The sequence below is a fragment of the Tahibacter aquaticus genome (assembly GCF_004363655.1).
Classification (GTDB): Bacteria; Pseudomonadota; Gammaproteobacteria; order Xanthomonadales; family Rhodanobacteraceae; genus Tahibacter; species Tahibacter aquaticus.
On sequence record NZ_SNZH01000012.1, the window covers coordinates 114,949 to 137,960 of the forward strand.

A 23,012-nucleotide genomic window follows, 5' to 3' on the forward strand; every position below is an offset into this window, starting at 1 on the left:
GTTTCAGCGCTGGCCGAGCAGCGCAGCCATGATCGCCTTCTGCACGTGCAGGCGGTTTTCCGCCTCGTCGACGGCGATGCAGGCGGGCGAATCCATCACCGCGTCGGTCGCCTTCACGTTGCGCCGCAACGGCAGGCAGTGGCTGAACACACCGTTGTTGGTCAAGGCCATCTTGGCCTCGTCGACCATGAAGTGACGGTGGGCTTCGCGGATCGGTTTTTCCTGCTCCCAGCGGCCGAAATACGGCAGCGCTCCCCAGCTCTTGGCATAGACGATGTCGGCACCGCTATAGCTGGCTTCCACATCGTGGCTGACCTGCAGCGAGCCGCCGTTCTCCGCGGCGTTCTGCTGCGCCAGCTGCATATAGCGCGGGTCCAGGGTGTATTCCGGCGTCGGGCAGAGCAGGGTTACGTCCATGCCGAAGCGCGTGGCGATCAGCAGGGCCGAATTGGCCACGGCAGTGTTCAGCGGCTTGGGGTGATACGTCCAGGTAAGCACGTACTTCTTGCGCTGCAGCGCGCCGAAGTGCTCCTGCAGGGCGAGGATATGCGCCAGTTCCTGGCAGGGATGGGTAATCGTTTCGAGGTTGATCACCGGTACGCTGGAATACTGTGCGAAGGCCTTCAGCACCTTGTCCTGGCGATCAGTTTCCCACTGCTGGAATTTGGGAAACGCGCGCACGCCGATCAGGTCGACATAGCGCGACAGCACGCGGGCCACTTCGGCGATGTGTTCTTCGGTATCGCCTTCCATGATCGCGCCGGGCTCGAATTCGATCGGCCACGCGGCCTTGCCGGGTTCCAGCACAACGGCGTGACCGCCGAGCTGGAAGGCGCCCAGCTCGAAGCTGGTGCGGGTGCGCATGCTGGGGTTGAAGAACAGCAACGCGATCGACTTGCCGGCCATCTGCCGGCCCAGGCGGCTGCGCTTGAAGTCGGCCGCCTGCTCGAGCAGGGCGTCCAGTTCGGCGCGGGACCAGTCGTTGGTGTTCAGGAAATGGCGCAGAGTCATCGAAATCCTCGGAGTGGGCAGTGGGCCTGGTGTCCGGGGCGTTCGAAGCGAACAAGAAAAAACCCGGCACTGGGGCCGGGTTTTCGTCGATACACGTTAAAGCTGTGCGACACCTACCCGGCGTATGAGTACGGGAACGGTCGGCGAGCACGCGAAGTCATGCCGGCAGCCATGCGGGCGCTGGTCAGGACATCGGCGTCGGCGTAGTTCGCGTTCATGGGGTGTCGGCAGTAAAGGCCGCGGGATGATGCACGGAAGTTTTGCGCGGCGCAACAACACGAAGGCATAAGCACAGCTGACGAGCTCGCTACGGCGAGCGGCAGGCGCGGCGACGACAGACACCGCGGACGGCAAACCGCCCGGGGTGTTGAAAACAGCGGGAAAATTTCTACTCGGCCGGGGTAACCGCGACACGGACGCGGATACGCTCGCCCGGATCGTAGTTCAGCCGCGACATATAGGTCTCGCCGCGGTAGCGGTATTCCACGTCGTAGCCGTTGATGCGGCGCTCTTCGTAGCCGCCGTCGACCTCGCGGCAGCGCCGCTCGTTGCTCACATAGGTTTCGTCATCGCGACGCCCGGCGCTGTTGCCAATAGCGCCGCCGGCGACGGCACCGGCAATGGTGGCGGCCTTGCGTCCGTCGCCCTTGCCGACCTGGTTGCCCAGCGCACCGCCAATGATGGCGCCGAGCACGGTCGCGCCGGTGTTGTTGCCGCGGCGGTCTTCGCGGCGCACGACTTCGCTGTCGTAGCACTCGCGCTCGGGCCGGGCGACGCGTTCGTAGGTATAGATAGGATCGACGCGGACTACATCGGCCCAGGCGAAGTGGACGCCTTCGTCGGAATACTCGCGACGTTCCTGCGGCTGGGCCACGGCCGCAGTAGAGAACAGAACAGCAGCAAACAAGAGCGGGAACCGACCTGACATCTTGAATCTCCGGGAGGCTGGGTATCGCGCCTGAGGCCTGGATCCCTGGCGCCCCGGATAGCCCCGGAGCCGCGCGTTAACAGCATAGACTTGATGAGAATTTAACCTCATCTGGCTGAATCAGCGATAAGGCCAAGGCAGGGATTGCCAATCTGGCGTTCCAGCTGAACAGGTCGCGCCCCGCCCCGGCCTCACGCCGGCCCGGCGCAGCGGGCCCTGTGCACGCTACAATTTGCGGCTCATCAACGGTCGACCAGCATGAATCTTCGTCTACACAACAGCCTGTCCCGCCGCGTCGAGGACTTCGTTCCGCAAGACCCGAACCGGGTCACCCTGTATTGCTGCGGCCCGACCGTCTACAACTATGTGCATATCGGCAATGCGCGCCCGGCCGTGGTATTCGCCCTGCTCGCTCGCCTGCTGCGCCGGCATTACCCCGGCGTGGTGTACGCACGCAACATCACCGACGTCGACGACAAGATCAACACCGCCGCGCGCGAAGCCGGCGTATCAATCGGCACTGTCACCGACCGCTACGCCGCCGCCTATCGCGACGACATGGCCCGCCTCGGCGTGGATCCGCCCGACGTGGAGCCGCATGCGACCACGCATATCCCTCAGATCATCGCCATGTGCGAACGCCTGATCGCCGGTGGCCATGCCTATGCCGCCGAGGACCATGTGCTGTTCGACGTATCCAGCTATGCCGACTACGGCCATCTGTCCGGCCGCTCGCTCGACGACATGATTGCTGGCGCGCGCGTGGAAGTGGCGCCGTACAAGAAAAACCCCGCCGATTTCGTACTGTGGAAGCCTTCCAGCGACGACCTGCCCGGCTGGGACAGCCCCTGGGGCCGCGGCCGCCCGGGCTGGCACATCGAATGCTCGGCCATGAGCGAGACCCACCTGGGCGAGACCATCGACATCCATGCCGGCGGCGTCGATCTGCAGTTCCCGCATCACGAGAACGAAATTGCGCAGAGCACCTGCGCCCACGGCGGCAAGATCTTCGCGCGCTACTGGCTGCACAACGGCATGCTGACGCTGGAAGGCCGCAAGATGTCCAAGTCGGTCGGCAACACGCTGGTGTTGCATGAACTGCTGGATCTTTTCCCGGCGGAAGTGCTGCGCTTCGTGCTGTTGAAGGCACATTACCGGCAGCCGCTGGACTGGTCCGAAGCAGCCTTGAACCAGGCCCGCGCGACGCTCGACGGCTGGTACGGCGTGCTGCGCGATCTGGCCACGGTCGACACCGCTGCCGAAGCGTCCGTACCCGAGACCTTCGAAGCCGCGCTGCTGGACGACCTCAACACACCGGACGCCTTCGCCATTCTCGCCGGACTGGCCGATACCGCACGGCGCAGCGCCGGCACAGCCGAGGCAAGCCAGGCCAAGGCACAGCTGCTGGCCGCGGCCGGGCTGGTCGGCCTGCTGCGGCTGGAACCGGAAGCCTGGTTCAAGCAGGCTGCCGCCGGCACTGAAATCGATGCGGAAAAAGTCGAGGCGCTGATCGCGCAACGCAATGCCGCGCGCGCAGCGCGCGACTTCGCCCGCGCCGACGCGGTGCGGGCCGAGCTGACGGCGCTGGGCGTCACCATCGAAGACGGCGCACAGGGCACGCGCTGGCGCGTGACGCGGCCATGAGCCAAGAGACTACCGCGGCGGCGGCGGCGGCCGCCCAGGACACCATCGTCGACGAGTTCGCCTTCTTTGGCGACTGGACCGAACGCTATCAGTACCTGATCGACCTGGGCCGCAAACTGCCGCCCTTCCCCGAGGAATGGAAGACCGAGGCGCACAAGGTACACGGCTGCCAATCCCAGGTCTGGCTGGTGCCCAGCGGCAGCGCCGAGCGGCTGGAATTCGCCGCCAGCAGCGACTCGTCCATCGTCACCGGCCTGATCGCGCTGCTGCTGCGCGTCTACTCGGGCCGTTCGGCCGCGGCGATACTTGCGACCGAACCGCGCTTCGTCGATGCGATCGGCCTGGCCAAGCACCTGTCGCCAACGCGCTCGAACGGGCTGGCCGCCATGCTCAAGACCATCCAGCAATACGCGCGCAGCGTTTCGGCGGGTTGAACGCGCTGCGACAACGCCGTCGCAGGGTGCGATGAGCGAACGCGAATTGCACCGCGAGGTGCCGAAACAGGTACCTTCGCAAGGGTATCCGCCGCAACATCGGTGCAGCGGCTGTAAGCCGCTCGCGACCGCGAAAAACAAGAGCCCCGCAAAGCGGGGCTCTCCTGTCGGCTTCAGTCGCCCATCTGGCGCTGGCGATGTTCCCAGCGCTCCTGGGCGTCCAGGCATAACGTGGCGATGGGACGTGCTTCAAGCCGCTCCAGACCGATGTCTTCGTCGGTCTCTTCGCAATAGCCGTAGCGGCCTTCTTCGATGCGCTTGAGCGCCTTGTCGATCTTGGCAATGAGCTTGCGATAGCGATCGCGCGTGCGCAGTTCCAGCGAGTTTTCGGTTTCCCGCGTCGCGCGTTCGGCTTCGTCGCCGATATCGCGCACTTCTTCGCGCAGGTTGTCGATGGTCTGCTTGGATTCTTCCACCAACTGGTCGCGCCAGTCGCGCAACTTGTTGCGGAAGAAAGCCAGGTGCATCGGGTTCATGTATTCCTCGTCCGAGGACGGACGGAAACCCGGCGGCAGATCGATATTCGTGGTGGCGGCGAGCGCATAGCGACCACCTTCCATCGTGATACCGGCTTCGGAGGCGGTCGGTGTGATGACACCTTTGCGCGAATTCTTTTTGCTTTCTTCTGTGATCACTTGCTTCGTCGGTTTGCTGGAAGGGGCTGGTATTTCGGGTGTCGCACTGGCTACCGCAGCTGCCGCGATGGCGACGGGCTCCGGCTTCACGGCGGCAGCGGGTTTCTTCGCTGCTTCCGGCTTTGCCGCCGAACTGGCGGCCGACGGAATGGTAGGCGTCGCTTGTTTCACATTTGCGGAAACTGGCGCAGCCTCGGTCTTGCTTTTGACGGCGGCAGGCGCGGGTTTCGCTACAGCTGTCGATTTTACATTCTTGCCATTGCTGGCGGATGGTTTCGGCGCAGGCTTGCCGCCGCCTTTCGCTACCGCCTTGGCCGCAACCGCGGCGGGCTTGGCCGCTTTCGCAGACTTAGCTGCCGGCTTGACCGGCTTGGCAGCCATTTTCTTCGGCGCCGCCGATTTGGCAGCGCTCTTCTTGGCTGGAACTGCTGACTTCAGCGCCGCCTTGGCACCCGAGGACGTCTTGCTCGCGGCGGCAACTGTCTTAGCCGTACTTCCCGTGCTTTTCGCCATTTCCGTTCACCGTTGTGGCTAGGCGGCGGCGTGTTATAGCCTAAGTCCCCAGCACCGGCAACCGCCGGAAACTTGCGCAGCGCGCAAGCCAAGTCCTTCGCTTTTCGCCTCCGTGACCCGGCTAATACTCTATTTGCTTGGCCTGTACAAGCGCCTGATCAGTCCCTTGTTCGGCGCACGCTGCCGCTATCATCCCAGTTGCTCGCACTATGCGCGCGTTGCGGTGAGCCGGCACGGTGCCGCGCGTGGCTCGCTGCTGGCGGCCTGGCGCCTGCTGCGTTGCAACCCCTTCAGCGCCGGCGGTTTCGACTACGTACCCGAGCACTTCACGTTGCGGCGACAGCCGCCACCGCCACCATCCAAGGAATGACGATGACGAACTGGCTGATCCGCAATGCCGAGCTGGTCAACGAAGGGCGGCGCTACGTCGCCGACGTGCGTCTGCGCGACGGACGCATAGAAACCATTGCCGGCGAACTGGCGGCACAGGCCGGCGAAAGCGTCGTCGACGCCGCCGGTCATTGGCTGCTGCCCGGCATGATCGACGACCAGGTGCATTTCCGCGAGCCGGGCCTGGAGCACAAGGCCGATTTCGCCACCGAATCGCGCGCTGCAGTCGCCGGCGGCATCACCAGCTACATGGAGATGCCCAATTCCAAGCCGACGACGACGACGCTGGACGCGCTGGAAGACAAGTATGTCCGCGCCGCGGCCAAGTCGGCCGCCAACCATGCTTTCTATCTGGGCGCGACCAACGACAATCTCGAAGTGATCCGCTCGCTCGACCCGCGCGCCGCCTGCGGCATCAAGATCTTCATGGGCGCCTCCACCGGCAACATGCTGGTCGATAACCCGGACACGCTGGACGCGATCTTCCGCGACGCACCGACCATCATCGTGACGCATTGCGAAGACACGCCGACCATCGACGCCAACCTCGCGCGCGAGCGCGAACTCTATAACGGCGCCATTCCGGTCGAACGCCATCCGTACATCCGCTCGCGCGAAGCCTGCCTCAAGTCGTCCACGCTGGCCGTGAGCCTGGCACGCCGCCATGGCACGCGCCTGCATATCCTGCATATCACCACGGCCGAGGAACTGGCTCTGTTCCAGCCCGGCCCGCTCAAGGACAAGCGCATCACCGCGGAGACCTGCATCCACTTCCTGCAGTTTTCGGAACGCGACTACGCCACGCTGGGCAACCAGATCAAATGCAACCCGGCGATCAAGTCCGAAAGGGATCGCCTGGCCATCATCGAGGCACTCAGGGACGGCCGCATCGACGTGCTGGCCACCGACCACGCGCCGCATACCATCGAGGAAAAAGCCCTGCCCTACGAACAGGCACCGTCCGGCCTGCCGCTGGTGCAGTTCGCCCTGCAATGCGCGCTGGAACAGCATTTCGCCGGCACCCTGCCGCTGGAACGCATCGTGGAAAGCCTTACCCACGCACCGGCGCAACTGTTCCAGGTGGCCGAACGTGGCTATCTGCGCGAGGGCTACAAGGCCGACCTGGTGCTGGTCGATCCGAACAAGCCGCATACGGTGAAGCGCGAGGAAGTGCTGTCGCGCTGCGGCTGGTCGCCGTTCGAAGGGCATACCTTCCGCTCCAGCATTGCCTCGACCTGGGTCAACGGACGGCGCGTCTGGGACGGCATTCGCATCGACGACAGCGTACGCGGCGAGCGCCTGGCGTTCGATCGATGAGGCCTGTCGTTTCGCCCGTGCTGCGGGCGCAGGTTCGCGGCGCCGCCCTGCTTGCCCTGCCCTTGCTGCTCGCCCACGGCACTGCCCTGGCGGCTGCGCCGGCACCGGCAAAGCCGCAGCCCACTCCATCGGCAGCTGCAACGGCGCTGCCATCGCGCGTACAGCAAGGCCAGCTGGTGGCCGCGCAGACCGAACCGGGCAGCGAAGTCAGCGTCGGCGAACGCCAGTCCCGTGTCGGCGCCGACGGCCGCTACGTGTTCGGCATTGAGCGCGATGCGTCGGCGCAGCTGCAAGTCGTCATCCGCAAGCCCGGCGGCAAGACCGAGCGGCATACGCTGGAAGTGACCCAGCGCCAGTACAAGATTGAAAAAGTAAACGGCCTGCCGCAGCACACCGTCACGCCCGATCCGGAACTGGCCAAGCGCATCGCCGAACAGCAGGCGCGCGTAAGCCAGGCGCGGGAGCGCGACGACGACCGCAACGACTATCTTGCCGGCTTCCAGCGCCCGGTCCAGGGCCGCATCAGCGGCGTCTACGGCAGCCAGCGCATCGACAACGGCGTGCCCAAGTCACCGCACTATGGCCTGGACATCGCTGTACCCACCGGCACGCCGGTGAAGGCGCCGGCCGCAGGAATCGTCAGCTTTGCTGCGAGCGACCTGATATTGACCGGCGGCACGGTATTGATCGATCACGGCCATGGCCTGAGCAGTTCTTTCCTGCACCTGAGCCGTATCGATGTGAAAGCCGGCGACAAAGTGACCCGAGGGCAGGTATTCGCCGCGGCCGGTGCAACCGGACGCGCCAGCGGACCACATGTCCATTGGGGGTTCAACTGGTTCGATGTGCGGCTGGATCCGGAACTGCTGACGCCTGCCGCCACGCGCTGAGAAAAGCCGGCAGCAAGGCGTAGCCGCTTCCCGATTTTTCCACAAGCAAAACCAAAGAAGGCCCCGCCAGGCGGGGCCTTCGACTTGCACGAGCAACGCGGTCCCGGTCAGAAGCGCTGGTGGTACTTCACGTAGTAGAAGCGACCGATGTCGAATCCGCCGTAGTAGGACACATTGGCACTGGGCTGCGAGTAGATCGGCGCCGCCTGGTGGTTGAACACGTTGTTGGCGCCGAGCGAGATCGTTGCGTTCCAGGGCGCCTTCCAGCGTAGTTGCAGGTCGTGAAAGGTGTTGGAGCCGATTTCGTTGATCGCACGCGAATCGGCCGGATTCGCGGCGATATAGCCCGGGTTGCTGCACTCGTCGGGGAAGGCCGCCGCGTTGAGGCAGGTTTCCTTCAGGCCGGAGAAGTAGCGCGTGCTCCAGCTGGCGCCGAAGCTGCCCTTGTCCCAGCCCAGTGTGATGTTGGAACGCAGGCGGAAGCTGGCGCTGCTGTTGGCGGTGACGGCAAAGCCGTTCTGCTGGCTCGGGCTTACGCGCGAGTCGTTGCTGCTCTTGAACTCATAGCTGTTGACGTAGGTGTTCTGCCAGACCAGGTTGAAATTGCCCCAGCTTTCAGTGGGAAGGCGGTAGGACAGATCGAAATCGAAGCCCTGCGTTTCCTCATAGCCGCCATTGCGCACGCGGAAGACCAGCGTATCGACGATGCCGGTGATCGGATCGCGGGTGAAGTCATTGCAGCGGGCGGCGATGCCTTCCACGTAGCAGTCGTTGAGCTTCTGAGTCGGCGTATCGGCGGTGATGGTGTTTTCGACCTTGATCTTCCACCAGTCGAGGCTCATGTTGAGGCCGTCGGAGAACGTCGGGCTCCAGACTACGCCCAAAGTGCTGGACTTGGATTCTTCCGGCACAAGGTTGGCGTTGGAACCTGAAACGAAGGCCAGCGGCGTCTGCGCATTGGCTACTGTTGTCGGCACGAAACCCTGCTGCAGCTGACGGAAGGTGGCAGCGTTGGCGATGTCCTGGGCACAACGCGCACGCACGCTCGCGTTATTGGTCGCCGCGCCGAAACGTGTGTCGCAGGGATCGGTATAGAACGAGAACGTCTGCGAGCCGCCGCCGTACAGATTGGCGATGGTCGGCGCGCGGAAGCCGTCGGCGCGGGTGCCGCGGAACATCAGTTGGTCGATCGGTTTCCAGGTGAAGCCGAACTTGTTGTTGGTGGTATTGCCGAAGGTGTCGTAGTCGGAGAAGCGCGTGGCGACGCTGAGACTCAGGTCCTTGGCGAAGGCGACGTCGCGCAGAACCGGCACGAAGAATTCGGCATAGACCTCCTGCACCTTGTAGCTGCCACTGGTCGGCTTGGACGCGAGATTGGTCGACGACGCGGTCTGCGACAGCGCGTCAGGAATGAACTCGCCGCTTTCCTTGCGGTGTTCCACACCGAACGCAAACGACAGATCGCCGGCCGGCAGCGCAACGATAGGGCCGGTCACGTTGGCCGAATACACCTTGGTTTCGGTCTTGCCCGTGGAATGCTCTTCCTGGAACAGGAAATCCTGCAGTTCCTGGTTGTTGTAGAGGCTGCCGTCGCCTTCGCGGCCGAACGGCAGGAACGGGTTCCACGGCACGCAATTGGCGAAGCTGACCGGCGCGGCGGCAGTACCGCATTGCACGCGGCCATCTGCGTTGAGGAACGACGGGCCGACTGCAGCGGCGACGCGTGGCAGGTTCAGGTTGCCGTAGTTGCTCTGCACCAGCTTGTTCTGGTTGTACATGTAGCCCACGTCCCAATCGAACGTGCGGTCGGCGAAATTGAACGAGCCGTCCAGACCAGCGGTGACGCGGAAGGTATCCAGATCGCTGTCGGATACGCGCGGCACCTCCCAGGTACGGCGCAGCCAGTTGATCGGGTTGGTATTGGTGTTGCCGTGCCAGCTGCCCAGCGGGTTGTAGTAGCTGTTGGGGGACATCTGCGTGCCAGGGAACGCGATGCTCTGGAACGGATAGCCAGCAACCTGGCGCGCTGCGTCGCGGTTGCTGTACAGGATGTCGCCCTTGAAGCGGACGGCTTCGTTGATGTTGTAGTCGCCGCTGACGAACAGCGTCTTGGTCGACTGCGGCGTGCGCAGGTCGGTCTGCGAGTTGGTATTGCTCACGTCGCCGTCGGGCGCCGAACCGTTGACCGGGTGGAAATTGGCATAGTTATACGGGTCTGCACCGCGATCGAGCACGCGCGTGCCCCCGGTGGTGATGGCGCCCCACTGGCTGACCGTGGTCCAGCCCAGGAACGGATGCAGGTGCGAACGCGGATAACGGCTGAAGTCGCGGTCGGACGACTGGACCTTCTGCTCGTCGCTGTACTCGGCCGTGACCAGAAGCGAACCCTTGTCGCCCTTGTAGCCCAGCACCATGTCGTACTTCTCGATGTCGCCGTCGCCTTCGCCGTACTGACCCCAGTAGGCGTTGGCTTCCATGCCCTCGTAATTGCTGCGGGTGATGAAATTGATCACGCCGCCGATCGCGTCGGAACCGTATACCGAGGAAGCGCCGTCCTTGAGGATTTCGACCGACTGGATCATCGCGGTCGGAATCACCGAGATGTCCTGCAGTCCACCAGTGGTGATGCCCAGGCGCTTGCCGTTGACCAGGATCAGGGTGCGATTGGCGCCCAGGTTGCGCAGGCTGATGAAGGAACCGCCGACGGCTTCGCCGGAACTCAGCGGCTGGGCACGGCTGATGGTCGGCGAACCGGTCGCGGAAACGTTCTGCAAGATGTCGGCGACCGACTGGAAGCCCTGGCGTTCGATTTCGGCGCGATCGATGACGAGCACCGGCTGCGCGGTTTCCAGATCGACCTTGCGGATGCGCGAGCCGGTCACTTCCACGCGTTCCAGTTGCGCAGGCTCGTCGGCGGCGGCCGGCGACTGCGCAAAGGCAAAGCCCGGTGCAAGGCCGACAACGCCGACCGCACCGCTGGCCAGAGCGAAACGTACAGCCCGCACAAGCAGATTCTGATCACATGACATTCGTAACTCTCCTGCTCAAAGGTGTTTTTCGGGACGAACGCATCCATCCCGATCCCCAGGTCACCCTGTAGCCGCCGCCCCTGAAAGCCGGTGCCATACGAGTGCTTTTGGTCGTGGTGTTGACAATGCAGCAGTTGGAACTTCCCCCGCGCAACAATAACGGGAGGTGCGGCCTTGCGAAACCTTACGAAGGAAATCGTAGTTTGCGCGAGATGCGCGTTTACCACGACACGCCGTCGTCGTTGCCAATAAGACCGCAGGCGAGCTACGAAATAGCTCGTACGATGCTCAAGGCAGTAAAGAGTCGGCTCAGACCGCCCGAGCGATATACGGGTTACGATTTTTTGACGCAACCCTCACAATCAGCTGCGGCACCGCAGAAATTCGCGATCGACCACGCAAGTCGCTGGCCTGGCGAGGTTTTGTCGAAAAGACGGGAGAGGTTTCGCGCACTCACCTGCGCAATTTTGGCAACGCGCAGGCTACGCCGAGGCAGCCGCTTGCGCAGCCGCAGTGCGGCTATAAATTGAAAAAGCAATAAGTAGCTAAAAATTCAGCGCAGCGCGGCAAACGCATCCATGCCGCCGGCATAGCCACCCGCTACGCCCTTGGTCGCCACGGCGACGGCGTTGTGCGGGTGCAGGCTTTCGAAGTGCGAGGCGCGCACCCAGAAATCGACGATGCGCTCGTCCGCGTCCAGCGCCTGCTGTACCCGGCGCGCCGCGTCTTCGCAGAACATGAGGTTTTCGCCGTTGAGGCGGGCGAAGGCCTGCTCGTCGACGCGCTTGACCGCAGTCTGTACCGGCGTTTTCAGGGCCTGTTCGACACAGTCGATCAGCTCGATCAGGGGCAGCTCGAAGCCCTGTAACAGCTTGACCCGCACTTCGGCCGAGCTGCGCTGGCTGTGCGGCGTGGCGCAGATGCCCTGTTCGCTGCCCAGCCAGGCGACGATCTGGTCGTAATCCAGCGGCCTGCCGCGGGCGAAGTCTTGGCCGAAGCGTTCCTGGATCAGCTGGCGCGCCAGCGCGGCGGAACACGGACAGGTGCTGGAATAGACCACTTCGTAGCCGATTTCCAGGCTGAACTGGCCGCGATCCATCAGTGCCGTCAACACGATCGGGTACGATTTCCAGCCGCTGTTGTCGCTGACCAGGGCCGGCCGGCGCAGCAGATGATCGAAGCGGATACGTACCAGCGCCCGGTCGGACAGGCCGGTATGCGAGTCGAGGAAATCCTTGAGCAGGCGGCGCAGCGAACACGGCGTCAGCGGCTCGTTCGACAGCGACTTGTCCACATGCAGGTACAGCCGCGACATATGAATGCCGCGGGCATCGGGATCGGTAAGGTTTACATACGCAGTGACGCGCGCGCCCGATTGCACGGTGCGTCCATCGGGATTGTTGATGCTGACCGGTACTTCGATCTCGCCCATGCCGACCCAGTCGAGGGTGCCGGCGACATGGGGCTGCATTTCCTTGGCCACGTCGGGCAGGGAGCGGACGGCATTTTCGGTAGGGCGCATACGAAATCCTTGCAAACGCGAGAGCCGGACTGCCTGGCGCAGCGCGGCATGACCAGAGTGCAGCGGACCGGGGCAAGACCGCTCGCAATGACTGCTGTCGTACAGCGAACGCCACAGCAACTGGGGCCGGATCGTCGCGGCTCAATAGCTTAACAGGGCGTTTCAGCCGCCGCGGCGCAACTCGCGCCAGGCATGCCAGCTGAGGGACCAGGGGGCACGATTGAGCCGGCCCCACAATGTCGGGAACGCATCGCCGGAGCCGGCAACCGGCCTGGCACGCCACTGTTCGCAGCGCCAGCGGACCCGGCTGACCCAGTCCATATGTTCCAGCCCGCTGGTGGACAGGCCAGCCAAGGCCGCTGAAATACTGGCCAATTGTTCACTCACTGCCGCCTCGCGCGCAGCCCCGGGCTGGGTCAGCGTGATGCGGGCCAGCTGGTGCCTTGCCAGCAATTGCATGGGCAGCGCCGGTGCTTCGCGGTTTTCCACCAGCGGCAATCGGGCCAACTGGCGCAGCAGATGACTCAAGGCCGCCAGACGCGCACTCGCCTGCGGCGCAACCGCGCGGCCGAGCAGCAGTGCGCGCAGCGATTCGATTGCTGCGAAAGCCGGCTGCAGCAGCACCAGCTGGTTGTCGAAATCGCTGGCCGGTACGGCGTCGTGTGCCTGGGTCGCGGCGCGCTGCAAGGCCGCGACGGCGCTGGCGGCGCTGGCGGCGGTCGCGGCGGCGGCTTGCGGCGGCAAGCCCCGGGTCAGCGGATGACGTGCCTCGCCCAGGCCCCAGCGCGCAAGCTCCTCGCCCCACCATTGCAGCTTGTTCAGTGCGATCGACAGTTCGGGCAGATGGAAGACGGCCTGGCTCAGTTCGTGGCTGATGCCCTCGAACGCCAGCTCGGCCACGCCGCGCCGCGCCAGAAACGGCCGCAACACGCGAAACTCGGGATAAGCCTGCTCCAGTTTCGCGACGAAACTGGCAAAGGCCGCATCGGCCTCGCTCATGCGGGCGACAGTTCCAGCGCGCTGCGCAGATCCTCGGCCGATTCGGCCACCCAGTCGGCGGCCCAGTCCTGCGGGTCTTCGCCGTCGAGATAGCCCCAGGCCGCCGCCACAGTGAACATGCCGGCCGCCCTGCCCGCCTGGATGTCGCGTAAATCGTCGCCGACATAGATGCAGCGCCCGGGCGCAATGCCGGCCAGCTCGCAGGCATGCAGGATGGGCGCCGGATCGGGCTTCTTCAGCGGCAGGCAATCGCCGCTGACCAGGGCTGCACTGCGCTGGCTCCAGCCCAGTTGCTGCAGCAGCGGACGCGCCAACCAGCCGGGCTTGTTGGTAACCACGCCCCAGCGCGCACCACGCGACTCGATCGCGGCGATCAGTGCCTCGACACCGTCGAAGGGCCGCGACAGCTGGGCAATATCGGCTGCGTAGAGGTCGAGAAAGCGCGGCAGCAAGGCGTCGTAGCGCGCATCGTCCAGCCCGGGCAGGCCACGCCGCAGCATGGCGCGACCGCCCTTGGATACGACAGCGCGCACGCCGTCGGCATCGGGGTCGGCCTGGCCCAGCTCGCGACACAGGCGCTGCATGGCGGCAACCAGATCGGGAGCGGAATCCACCAGGGTGCCGTCGAGGTCGAAAAGCACGGCATCCAGTTCGCGCGCAAGCAATCTCATGCGGGCTTTACCGCAGCGACCAGATAGTTCACCGCGACCGACGTCTTGAGACTGGCGCGGCGTGTCAGCGGGTTGTAGTCCAGGCCACTGAGGTGTTCCAGCTCCAGTCCGGCCGCGCGCAGGGCCGCGGCCATTTCGCTGGGCCTGATGAACTGGCGATAGTGATGCGTGCCGCGCGGCAGCAGGCGCAGCAGGTATTCGGCGCCGACGATACCCAGGGCAAACGCCTGCGGCGTGCGGTTCAGTGTGGAGGCAAACCAGCGACCGCCGGGCTTGAGCAGGCGGGCGCAGGCCTCGATCACACTGCCCGGGTCGGGCACGTGCTCCAGCATTTCCATGCAGGTGACCGCGTCGAAGTGCTGGGGCAGCTGCTGCGCCAGCGCCTCGACGCTGATCTCGCGGTAATCCACCTGCAGGCCCGATTCGAACAGGTGCAGGCGTGCCACGTCGAGCACGCCGGGAGCCAGATCGATCGCGGTCACTTCCGCCCCGGCCGCAGCCAGCGCTTCGCTCAGCAGACCGCCGCCGCAACCGACATCGAGCACGCGCGCGCCGCGCAGCGGCGTACGTTGCGCCACATAGGCCAGGCGCACCGGATTCAGGTCATGCAGCGGGCGCGATTCGCCGTCCGGATCCCACCATCGGCTGGCGAGACGGTCGAATTTAGCCGTCTCGGCCCGATCCACATTTTCTACCGTTGTATTCATTTATCGATACTCACAAACGGATTCCTAGCCTTGGCTGCGCAAGCGCTCGCCCCATTCGCGCGCCCTGGCGCGCAGCGCGGGCACGTCCATGTCGACCAGAATGCCGGCAACCAGCTTGGGCACGCCGGCAATCCAGACGTCGCTGACCTGATGCCGGCCACAGGCGTAAACCAGCTGCGAAATCACGTTGAACACGGGCTGGGTTTCCAGCGCATCCAGACGCACGGCGGTCAGGTCGGCCGACTTGCCTGGTTCGATCGAGCCGATGCGCTCGCCCCAGCCCAGCGTCTTTGCTGCATTCAAGGTGGCCGTGCGCAGCGCGAAGGCCGCGTCATAGGCGCTGGCGTCGCGCGCGACGCCCTTGGCCAGCAGCGCGGCGGTGCGCATTTCGCCGAACATGTCCAGGTCGTTGTTGCTGGCGCAGCCGTCGGTACCCAGGGCGATGTTCACACCGGCCCGGCGCAGCTCTTCGGTAGGGCAGAAGCCGCTGGCCAGTTTCAGGTTGGACTCGGGGCAGTGCACCACCGACACGCCGGCTTCGGCGCAGAGGCGGATTTCCGCCTCGTCCAGCTGGGTCATGTGCACGGCAATCAGGTGGTCGTTGACAATGCCCAGGCCCTGCAGACGGGTCATCGGCCGCACGCCGTGCTCGCGCCGGGAGTCTTCGATTTCCTGCGCGGTCTCGTGCACGTGGATATGCACGGGGATGTCGAGCTGGTCCGACAGCATGCGCACGCGCTCGAAGCTTTCGTTGCTGACCGTATACGGCGCATGCGGCGCGAACGAGGTACCGACCAGCGGGTCGCCCCGGTATTCGTCGTGCACCTGCAGCGCCTTGTCGAAATACTCGTCGCGGGTGCGCGCCCAGGCGCTGGGGAATTCCATGATGGGCAGGCCGACCAGGGCGCGGAAGCCGTGGCGCTTGTAGGTGCCGGCCTGCACGTCAGGGAAGAAGTAGTTCTCGTTGCAACAGGTGGTACCGCCGCGCAGCATCTCGGCGATGGCCAGTTCAACGCCGTCGCGGACGAACTCGGCGCTCATCGCCCGCGCCTCGGCCGGCCAGATGTGTTCCGTGAGCCAGGCCATCAGCGGCAGATCGTCGGCGATGCCGCGCATCAGCGTCATGGGATTGTGCGTATGCGCGTTGATCAGCCCCGGCATCAGCACGTGTTCGTCGAGGCGGCAGGTCTCGCGCGCCGCGTACCTGGCCCGCGCTGCGGCAATCGGCAGCACATCGACGATGCGCCCAGCCGTTACTGCCACGGCATGGTGTTCCAGCACGACAGCGTGCGGTTCCACGGGAACCACCCAGCGTGCCTCAATCAACAGATCGATCTTGCCGTGTTCGGTCACACCCGACTCCTGCCTTGGCGATCCGCGCATGATGGGGGCGGATACGAAAAAGGGAAACCGGGCAAGCCCGGTTTCCCTTTGCTGAGCAGCACAACGATGCTTACTTGACGCGCGAGACGTATTCGCCGGTGCGCGTGTCGACACGAATCTTTTCGCCCTGGCTGACGAACAGCGGTACACGCACCGTGGCGCCGGTTTCGAGCTTGGCCGGCTTGCCGCCGCCGCCCGAGGTATCGCCACGCACGCCGGGGTCGGTCTCGGCGATTTCCAGTTCGACGAAGTTCGGTGCCGCCACGATCAGCGGCGCGCCATTCCACAGGGTGACCACGCAGATTTCATTGCCCTTGAGCCACTTGGACGCTTCCGTCATCGCGCCCGCCTCGGCACCGACCTGTTCATGCGTTTCCGGGTGCATGAAGTGCCAGAACTCGCCGTCCGAATACAGGTATTCCATGTCGGTATCCATCACGTCGGCCGGTTCCAGCGCGTCGGTCGCCTTCATGGTCAGTTCCACCACACGGCCGGACTTGATGAAGCGGTAGCGCACGCGGGTGAAAGCCTGTCCCTTGCCCGGCTTGACATATTCCGTATCGGTAATGACGCACGGCTCGTTGTTGACGATGATCTTCATGCCGTTCTTGACGTCATTCATGCCATAGCTGGCCATGGGTCGCTCCTGCAAAGGGAATTGCCGCAGATCTGCGGCTACAATGGTCGATTGGCCGTAAAGCCGGAAACTAGCCCGCAATGATAACCGCTAACCGCCGGCTCGCGCAGCTGCCCGTACGCGCGTGGCAGCAGCAATGGCGCGACGCCGTCACCGATCCGCTGGAACTGCTGCGCCTGCTTGGCCTGGAACATCGCTCCGCCGAGCTGCTGGCCAGCCGCGACACCGGCTTTGCCCTGCGTGTACCGCGGGGTTATGTCGCCCGCATGCGAGCCGGCGACGCCGCCGACCCGCTGTTGCTGCAGGTATTGCCGCGACCGGCCGAACTGGTCAACGCGCCGGGCTACGCCTTCGATGCCGTCGGCGACATGGCTGCCAGCGCGGCGCCGGGCGTGCTGCAGAAATACAACGGCCGCGCCCTGCTGATCGCCACCGGCTCCTGCGCCGTGAATTGCCGCTACTGCTTCCGCCGCCATTTTCCCTATGGGGAACAGACTGCGGCCGCCAACCGCTGGCAAGGCGCCGTCGCGGCGATCGCGGCCGACACCTCGATCAGCGAAGTGCTGCTGTCCGGTGGCGATCCGCTGTCGCTGTCCAATGCCAAGCTGGCCGAGCTGGGCCAGGCGCTGACGGCAATCCCACATGTACAGCGCCTGCGCATTCATACCCGCCTGCCAGTGGTACTGCCCGAACGCGTCGATGCGGGCCTGGTGCAGTGGCTGGCACAGCTGCCGCTGCAGAAAGTGGTTGTGATCCATGCCAACCATGCCAACGAGCTCGACGCCAGTGTCGATACCGCCCATGCGCAACTGCGCGAAGCGGGCTGTACCTTATTGAACCAGTCGGTGCTGTTGCGCGGCGTCAACGACAACGAGGATGCGCTGGCGCTGTTGTCCGAGCGCCTGCTCGCCAGCGGCGTGCTGCCGTATTACCTGCACCAGCTGGACAAGGTCCAGGGCGCGGCGCATTTCGAAGTCGACGACGCACAGGCACTGACGCTGATGCAGGCTTTGCGCGCGCGGCTGCCCGGCTACCTGGTACCCCGCCTGGTGCGCGAGACCGCCGGCGAAAAGTCCAAGACACCGGTGTGAACTTGGCCGCAACCAGCAGTCTCCAGTGTGGAAATGACCGGACGAATCCGGTAAAAACAACGACAAGCGGTTGCTCGCCATACCTTCCGTGCTTACCTAAGGAATGAACCTGCCAGATGCGGGGCTGGAGCCGGGTTCTTACCCTGGCCGGCCAGCCCGCACTCGCCCAGCCCTCGAGCGGACATGAGTAAACAGGATAGTGTTATCAGGTTGTTGCTGGTCGAAGATTCGGTCGAAGATGCCGAACAGCAAATCAGTGTGTTGCGCAACGGCGGCATCGCCGTACGCCCTTCCCGCGCCACCAACGAGGCGGAGCTGGAAGACCAGATCGTGCAGAACACCCCCGACCTGATCCTGGTCAATCTCGCAGCCAAGTCGCTGCGCCTGGACCAGGTCAGCGACGCGGCCAACCGCGGTGGCAAGGACATCGCCATCATCGGCACGGCGATCAACCCCAACGAAGACCTGATCGTCAGCGCCTTCCGCACCGGCGCCCGCGCGATCGCCCTGCGCGGCCGGCCCGACCACACCCAGATGGTGGTCAAGCGCGAATTCGAGAGCCTGCTGATGCGCCGCAGCGTGCGCCGGCTGGAGTCGGCGCTGCGCGAAATCGAGCGCAGGTGCGATTCACTGCTCGACTCCTCGCGCGATCCCATCGCCTACGTGCACGAAGGCATGCATGTGCGCGCCAACAAGGCCTATCTGGAAATCTTCGGCTTCGACGAGTTCGAAGATATCGAAAGCATGTCCATCCTCGACATGATTGCCCCCGAGGATGCCGACGATTTCAAATCCCTGCTGAAGAAGCTGTCCAAGGGAGAGAAGCCGCCGCAGAAGCTCAATCTCAAGGCGCAGCGCTCCGACGGCTCCACCTTTGATTCGGTCATGGAATTCGCCGAGGCCACCTACGAAGGCGAGCCCTGCCAGCAGATCATCTTCCGCCAGCAGACCAATAACCCGGAGCTGGAAAAAGAACTCGACGCGCTGCGCAGCAAGGACCTGGTGACCGACCTGTTCAATCGCCAGCACCTGCTGCTGGAACTGGACCGCAGCGTGGCCGCCGCTGCCACCGGCAAGAACGATCGCTGCCTGCTGCTGCTGGAACCGGACAATTTCAAGAAAGTGCTCGACACCATCGGCATCGGCAATGCCGATCTACTGCTGGGCGACCTGGCCAACCTGATGCGCCGCCACCTGTCCGATGCCGACGTCGCCGCGCGTTTCGCCGACCACACCTTTGCCGTGCTGCTGGTCGGGCGCGACCAGGAAGGCTCGAAGAAGATCGCCGAGACCCTGCTCAAGGCATTCAACGAACGCATCTTCGAAGTGGGCAAGCAGTCGATCAACGTGACCATGAGCGTCGGCGGCTGCCTGATCGGCGAGAAGAACGCCAATGCCCAGACCATCCTCGGCAACGCCAACAGCACCCTGCGCGCCGCGCAGACCGAAGGCGGCAACCGCACCAACATCTTCGACCCGGCGGCGCAGGACAAGGCCGTCGAAGAGAAGCAGCGCCATTGGCTGAAACTGGTGCAGGATGCGCTGCACAACAACGGCTTCGTGCTGTTCAACCAGCCCATCATCAGCCTGCACGGCGCCGACGGCGATTTCTTCGAGATCCTGCTGCGCATGCAAGGGCCCAAGGGCGAGATCACGCCGAATTTCTTCCTGCCTATCGCCGAGCAGCACGGCCTGATGCCGCAAATCGACCGCTGGGTGATCGCACACGCGATCAAGGCCCTGGTCGAACGCGAGAAGTCCGGCATCAAGACCACATATTTCATCAAGCTCACGCCGCAGTCGCTGGAAGACCAGACGCTGCTGCCGTGGATCGCCCAGCAGCTGAAGAACGCGCGCCTGCGCGGCGATGCGCTGGTATTCGAGATGCCGGAAAGCAAGGTCGTCACCAGCCTAAAACCGGCGCGCAGCTTCGTCGCCGGCCTCAAGCAGATCCACTGCGGCTTCGCCCTGGAGCAATTCGGCTCCGGTCTCAACTCGATGCAGTTGCTCAAGCACATCGACGCTGACTATCTCAAGCTCGACCGCAGCTTCATGGCCGAACTGCCCAAGCACAAGGAAAACCAGGAGAAGCTCAAGGACCTGTGCGACCAGGCGCACCACGCAGGCAAGCTGACCGTGGCGGAATTTGTGGAAGATGCGGCCAGCATGTCAATCCTGTTCAGCTGCGGCGTCAACTTCGTCCAGGGCAACTTCCTGCAGGAACCCGAGAAAGTCATGGTCTATGACCTCCCCGCCTAGTGCGGCTACTGCAGCATGGCGCGCAATGCCTTGCTCATGTACCTGACCTCAAAACAAAAGCGGCCTTGAGGCCGCTTTTGTTTTTGCCAGGCAAGGCGCCTGGTGGCACTTCGCGCTTACATCCGGTCTGGCCCTGTGGCTCAGGCAAGCCGCTGCAGCGCGGCGATGCGATCCTCGATCGGCGGATGGCTGGAAAACAGCTTGCCCCAGTGACCGGAAATACCGAACGCTGCAACCTCCTTGGGCAGGCTGTTGTCGCCATGGCCCGCGGCCAGGCGCTGCAGCGCGGAAATCATCGCGCCCTTGCCTTCCAGCCCTGCGGCACCCGCATCGGCACGGAACTCGCGCAAGCGCGAAAACCACATCACGATCATGCTGGCGAACAGGCCGAGTACGACCTGGGCGACCATCACGGTAACGAAATAACCGATGCCGCTACCGCCCTCATCGCGGTTGCCGCGCAGGAAACTGTCGACCAGCGAACCGATGATGCGGGCGAGGAAAACCACAAAGGTATTCAACACGCCCTGGATCAGGCCCATGGTCACCATGTCGCCGTTGGCCACGTGGCTGATCTCGTGCGCCAGCACCGCCTCCACCTGGCGCCGGTCCATGTTGTGCAGCAGCCCTACACTGACCGCGACCAGGGCCTTGTTCTTGCTCATGCCGGTGGCGAACGCATTCATTTCCGGGCCGTCGTAGATGGCGACTTCCGGCATGCCGATGCCCGCAGCCTGGGCCTGGCGCTGCACCGTGCTGTACAACCACTGTTCTGCCTCGTTCTGCGGCTGGGTGATCACGCGCGCGCCGGTGGCGCGCTTGGCCATCCACTTGGACAAGGCCAGCGAAATGAACGAGCCGCCCATGCCGACGACGGCGGCCATGATCAGCAGCGAGGTCAGGTTGCGGTGGCTGGCCGCATCCAGGCCAAACAGCTTGATGACGATGGTCAGCAGAAACAGGATGGCAATATTGGTGGCGAGGTAAAGCACGATGCGCATAGTGTTTTTTCCCGTTCTCCGGACAAACGATCCAACCGAAGCCTTAGTTATGTGCGAATCCGCCGCGTTCAAGCTCAGCCTGAAAGACCGGGAACGACTCCGCCCCGGGGATGAAATCTGCAATGCAGCCTGACAGCCTCGCTGTAAAGGCCGTGCCAAGGCCGGGCGGCAGCGTTTACCGCGGCCGTTTCGCGCCATCCCCCACCGGTGCGCTGCATTTCGGCTCCCTGGTCGCCGCGGTCGGCAGCTGGCTGCGCGCGCGCCAGGCCGGCGGGAGCTGGCTGCTGCGCATCGAGGACCTCGATCCACCGCGGGAGATCGCCGGTGCGGCGCAACAACAGATCGCCACCTTGGCCGCCTTCGGCATGCAGTCGGACGAGCCCATCGTCTGGCAGCACCAGCGCAGCGAAGCCTATGCCGCTGCGCTGCAGCAGCTGGTCGCCGATGACCAGGCCTTTGCATGCTGGTGCAGCCGCAACGATCTGCTGCGCAGCAATGGCTTGCACCAGGGGCCTTGCGTGGCTGCCGCCGACCCGGCACGCACACCGGCATGGCGTCTGCGCGTACCGGATCTTTGTATCGGCTTTGACGACGGCCTTGCCGGACGCTTCGAGCAGAACCTGGCCGACGATGTCGGCGACTTCGTGCTGCGCCGCGTCGAGGGCTACTACGCTTACCAGCTCGCCGTGGTTGTCGACGACGCCTGGCAAGGCATCAGCGAAATCGTGCGCGGGGCCGACCTGCTCGACTCCACACCGCGCCAGCTCTGGCTGCAGCGGCAACTGGGCGTGGCGCAACCAGACTACGTTCACCTGCCGCTTGCCCTGGGCCCGGATGGGCGCAAGCTGAGCAAGCAGTATGCAGCCCTGCCGGTGGATGCCGCTGACCCGCTGCCCGCCCTGCGCGCAGCATTGGGTTTCCTTGGCCTGCCGGCGCCATTGCTCGCCGGCGCACATACGCCGACGAATCTGCTGACTGCGGCAACAACCCGCTTCGATCTCGCCGCAATTCCACAATTACCCGCCAATGTGCACCTGCGTCATGGGATGTCCTAGCGCTTGTGTAGAATCGTGCGAAGTCCGCGTCACGCGGCAATCCCGCGTTGCGACGGACCACAACGACAAACTGGGAGTGGAGCATGACCTCACGCGTAGCTTTGGTAACAGGCGGAACTGGCGGTATCGGCACAGCGATCGTGCGCAAGCTGGCGGCGATGGGACACAAGGTGGCAACCAACTATCGCGACAAGGACCGGGCAACGGCCTGGCAGGAAGCGCTCAAGCGCGACGGCGTCGATGTCGTACTGGCCGCCGGTGACGTGGCCGACCCGGCCACGGCCGAAGCCATGGTGAAAGAAGTGACCGACCAGATCGGTCCGGTCGACATCCTGGTCAACAATGCGGGCATCACCCGCGACGGCACCTTTCACAAGATGTCGGCCCTGCAATGGCAGGAAGTGATCAATACCAACCTCAACTCGTGCTTCAACGTGACCCGTCCGGTCATCGACGGCATGCGCGAGCGCAAGTGGGGCCGCATCATCCAGATCAGCTCCATCAACGGCCAGAAAGGCCAGTACGGCCAGGCCAATTACGCTGCGTCCAAGGCCGGCATGCACGGCTTTACCATTTCGCTGGCACAGGAGAACGCCAAGTTCGGCATCACGGTAAACACCGTCTCGCCCGGCTATGTCGCGACCGAAATGGTCATGGCCGTGCCCGAGGAAGTGCGCGCCAAGATTGCCGCGCAGATCCCTGTCGGCCGCCTGGGCAAGCCCGACGAGATCGCCTATGCGGTCGGCTTCTTCATTCCGGACGATGCCGGCTGGGTCACAGGCGCCAACCTGTCCATCAACGGCGGGCACTACATGGGTTGGTAACCACTTCGCTTA

The 23,012-nt window shown here is 64.2% G+C and carries 20 protein-coding genes; 9 read left to right on the plus strand and 11 right to left on the minus strand.

Annotated features, from left to right (window positions below):
- Positions 1–3: 3 nt before the first annotated feature.
- Together DFR29_RS18675 and DFR29_RS18680 are read right to left on the minus strand one after the other, a co-directional pair.
- Positions 4–1,011, minus strand: a complete 1,008-nt coding sequence (locus DFR29_RS18675) for an N-acetylornithine carbamoyltransferase (protein ID WP_133820147.1) — start codon at positions 1,009–1,011, stop codon at positions 4–6.
- A 388-nt stretch (positions 1,012–1,399) separates the two neighbouring features.
- A complete protein-coding gene (locus DFR29_RS18680; RefSeq protein WP_133820148.1) occupies positions 1,400–1,939 on the minus strand; it encodes a glycine zipper 2TM domain-containing protein in 540 nt (179 codons plus the stop codon).
- 258 nt (positions 1,940–2,197) lie between these two features.
- Between DFR29_RS18680 and cysS the strand changes: the two genes are divergently transcribed.
- Both cysS and DFR29_RS18690 read left to right on the plus strand, forming a co-directional pair.
- A complete protein-coding gene (gene cysS, locus DFR29_RS18685; RefSeq protein ID WP_133820149.1) occupies positions 2,198–3,583 on the plus strand; it encodes a cysteine--tRNA ligase in 1,386 nt (461 codons plus the stop codon).
- Positions 3,580–4,017, plus strand: a complete 438-nt coding sequence (locus DFR29_RS18690) for a SufE family protein (RefSeq protein WP_133820150.1) — start codon at positions 3,580–3,582, stop codon at positions 4,015–4,017. The genes cysS and DFR29_RS18690 overlap by 4 nt, the downstream gene beginning before the upstream one ends.
- A gap of 173 nt (positions 4,018–4,190) precedes the next feature.
- On the opposite strand, the gene dksA is transcribed toward DFR29_RS18690, so the two are convergent.
- Complete coding sequence (gene dksA, locus DFR29_RS18695; RefSeq protein ID WP_133820151.1) at positions 4,191–5,225, minus strand: RNA polymerase-binding protein DksA; 1,035 nt, start codon at positions 5,223–5,225, stop codon at positions 4,191–4,193.
- Positions 5,226–5,337: 112 nt separating this feature from the next.
- On the opposite strand from dksA, the gene yidD reads away from it, so the two are divergent.
- From yidD to DFR29_RS18710, 3 genes are read left to right on the plus strand one after another with little or no spacing between them, the layout of a single operon-like run.
- On the plus strand, positions 5,338–5,595 hold the full coding sequence (yidD, locus tag DFR29_RS18700) for a membrane protein insertion efficiency factor YidD (RefSeq protein ID WP_133820152.1): 258 nt from the start codon (positions 5,338–5,340) through the stop codon (positions 5,593–5,595).
- 2 nt (positions 5,596–5,597) lie between these two features.
- Positions 5,598–6,932: a dihydroorotase gene (locus DFR29_RS18705; protein WP_133820153.1), complete on the plus strand. Its 1,335-nt coding sequence runs from the start codon at positions 5,598–5,600 to the stop codon at positions 6,930–6,932.
- Positions 6,933–6,952: 20 nt separating this feature from the next.
- The gene (locus DFR29_RS18710) at positions 6,953–7,822 is read left to right on the plus strand and encodes a M23 family metallopeptidase (protein WP_166654206.1); all 870 of its coding nucleotides are present in this window, start codon (positions 6,953–6,955) and stop codon (positions 7,820–7,822) included.
- 107 nt (positions 7,823–7,929) lie between these two features.
- On the opposite strand, the gene DFR29_RS18715 is transcribed toward DFR29_RS18710, so the two are convergent.
- The 7 genes from DFR29_RS18715 to efp form a co-directional block, all read right to left on the minus strand.
- Complete coding sequence (locus DFR29_RS18715) at positions 7,930–10,851, minus strand: TonB-dependent receptor domain-containing protein (RefSeq protein WP_133820155.1); 2,922 nt, start codon at positions 10,849–10,851, stop codon at positions 7,930–7,932.
- Between the two features lie 553 nt (positions 10,852–11,404).
- Entirely contained in the window at positions 11,405–12,373 is a 969-nt protein-coding gene (gene folE2 / locus DFR29_RS18720; protein WP_133820156.1) for a GTP cyclohydrolase FolE2, read from the minus strand.
- 162 nt (positions 12,374–12,535) lie between these two features.
- Positions 12,536–13,372: a hypothetical protein gene (locus tag DFR29_RS18725; RefSeq protein ID WP_133820157.1), complete on the minus strand. Its 837-nt coding sequence runs from the start codon at positions 13,370–13,372 to the stop codon at positions 12,536–12,538.
- Positions 13,369–14,043 carry a phosphoglycolate phosphatase gene (gene gph, locus DFR29_RS18730; protein ID WP_133820158.1) on the minus strand — a complete coding sequence of 225 codons (675 nt, stop codon included), beginning with the start codon at positions 14,041–14,043 and terminating at the stop codon, positions 13,369–13,371. Before gph ends, DFR29_RS18725 begins: the two co-directional genes overlap by 4 nt.
- Positions 14,040–14,750, minus strand: a complete 711-nt coding sequence (gene ubiG, locus DFR29_RS18735) for a bifunctional 2-polyprenyl-6-hydroxyphenol methylase/3-demethylubiquinol 3-O-methyltransferase UbiG (protein WP_133820159.1) — start codon at positions 14,748–14,750, stop codon at positions 14,040–14,042. The genes gph and ubiG overlap by 4 nt, the downstream gene beginning before the upstream one ends.
- Positions 14,751–14,774: 24 nt before the next feature.
- Positions 14,775–16,103, minus strand: a complete 1,329-nt coding sequence (locus DFR29_RS18740; protein ID WP_243746107.1) for a TRZ/ATZ family hydrolase — start codon at positions 16,101–16,103, stop codon at positions 14,775–14,777.
- A gap of 100 nt (positions 16,104–16,203) precedes the next feature.
- Positions 16,204–16,770, minus strand: coding sequence for an elongation factor P (efp, locus tag DFR29_RS18745; RefSeq protein WP_133820161.1), 567 nt, complete (start codon positions 16,768–16,770; stop codon positions 16,204–16,206).
- 80 nt (positions 16,771–16,850) lie between these two features.
- Between efp and epmB the strand changes: the two genes are divergently transcribed.
- Positions 16,851–17,861, plus strand: coding sequence for an EF-P beta-lysylation protein EpmB (gene epmB, locus DFR29_RS18750; RefSeq protein WP_133820162.1), 1,011 nt, complete (start codon positions 16,851–16,853; stop codon positions 17,859–17,861).
- A gap of 183 nt (positions 17,862–18,044) precedes the next feature.
- A complete protein-coding gene (locus tag DFR29_RS18755) occupies positions 18,045–20,120 on the plus strand; it encodes an EAL domain-containing protein (protein ID WP_133820163.1) in 2,076 nt (691 codons plus the stop codon).
- A 140-nt stretch (positions 20,121–20,260) separates the two neighbouring features.
- On the opposite strand, the gene htpX is transcribed toward DFR29_RS18755, so the two are convergent.
- Positions 20,261–21,121: a protease HtpX gene (gene htpX / locus DFR29_RS18760; RefSeq protein ID WP_133820164.1), complete on the minus strand. Its 861-nt coding sequence runs from the start codon at positions 21,119–21,121 to the stop codon at positions 20,261–20,263.
- A gap of 122 nt (positions 21,122–21,243) precedes the next feature.
- Here htpX and gluQRS point away from each other — a divergent pair, with 122 nt between their 5' ends.
- Complete coding sequence (gene gluQRS, locus DFR29_RS18765; protein ID WP_133820165.1) at positions 21,244–22,176, plus strand: tRNA glutamyl-Q(34) synthetase GluQRS; 933 nt, start codon at positions 21,244–21,246, stop codon at positions 22,174–22,176.
- A gap of 83 nt (positions 22,177–22,259) precedes the next feature.
- Positions 22,260–23,000 carry an acetoacetyl-CoA reductase gene (gene phbB, locus DFR29_RS18770; protein ID WP_133820166.1) on the plus strand — a complete coding sequence of 247 codons (741 nt, stop codon included), beginning with the start codon at positions 22,260–22,262 and terminating at the stop codon, positions 22,998–23,000.
- The last annotated feature ends 12 nt before the right edge of the window (positions 23,001–23,012 follow it).

Bases quoted from the DNA above. Each gene is read 5' to 3' on its own strand.
- DFR29_RS18675 (WP_133820147.1), bottom strand. From the start codon at position 1,011: ATGACTCTGCGCCATTTCCTGAACACCAACGACTGGTCCCGCGCCGAA.
- DFR29_RS18680 (WP_133820148.1), bottom strand. From the start codon at position 1,939: ATGTCAGGTCGGTTCCCGCTCTTGTTTGCTGCTGTTCTGTTCTCTACT.
- cysS (WP_133820149.1), top strand. From the start codon at position 2,198: ATGAATCTTCGTCTACACAACAGCCTGTCCCGCCGCGTCGAGGACTTC.
- DFR29_RS18690 (WP_133820150.1), top strand. From the start codon at position 3,580: ATGAGCCAAGAGACTACCGCGGCGGCGGCGGCGGCCGCCCAGGACACC.
- dksA (WP_133820151.1), bottom strand. From the start codon at position 5,225: ATGGCGAAAAGCACGGGAAGTACGGCTAAGACAGTTGCCGCCGCGAGC.
- DFR29_RS18705 (WP_133820153.1), top strand. From the start codon at position 5,598: ATGACGAACTGGCTGATCCGCAATGCCGAGCTGGTCAACGAAGGGCGG.
- DFR29_RS18715 (WP_133820155.1), bottom strand. From the start codon at position 10,851: ATGTCATGTGATCAGAATCTGCTTGTGCGGGCTGTACGTTTCGCTCTG.
- folE2 (WP_133820156.1), bottom strand. From the start codon at position 12,373: ATGCGCCCTACCGAAAATGCCGTCCGCTCCCTGCCCGACGTGGCCAAG.
- DFR29_RS18725 (WP_133820157.1), bottom strand. From the start codon at position 13,372: ATGAGCGAGGCCGATGCGGCCTTTGCCAGTTTCGTCGCGAAACTGGAG.
- gph (WP_133820158.1), bottom strand. From the start codon at position 14,043: ATGAGATTGCTTGCGCGCGAACTGGATGCCGTGCTTTTCGACCTCGAC.
- ubiG (WP_133820159.1), bottom strand. From the start codon at position 14,750: ATGAATACAACGGTAGAAAATGTGGATCGGGCCGAGACGGCTAAATTC.
- efp (WP_133820161.1), bottom strand. From the start codon at position 16,770: ATGGCCAGCTATGGCATGAATGACGTCAAGAACGGCATGAAGATCATC.
- epmB (WP_133820162.1), top strand. From the start codon at position 16,851: ATGATAACCGCTAACCGCCGGCTCGCGCAGCTGCCCGTACGCGCGTGG.
- DFR29_RS18755 (WP_133820163.1), top strand. From the start codon at position 18,045: ATGAGTAAACAGGATAGTGTTATCAGGTTGTTGCTGGTCGAAGATTCG.
- htpX (WP_133820164.1), bottom strand. From the start codon at position 21,121: ATGCGCATCGTGCTTTACCTCGCCACCAATATTGCCATCCTGTTTCTG.
- gluQRS (WP_133820165.1), top strand. From the start codon at position 21,244: ATGCAGCCTGACAGCCTCGCTGTAAAGGCCGTGCCAAGGCCGGGCGGC.
- phbB (WP_133820166.1), top strand. From the start codon at position 22,260: ATGACCTCACGCGTAGCTTTGGTAACAGGCGGAACTGGCGGTATCGGC.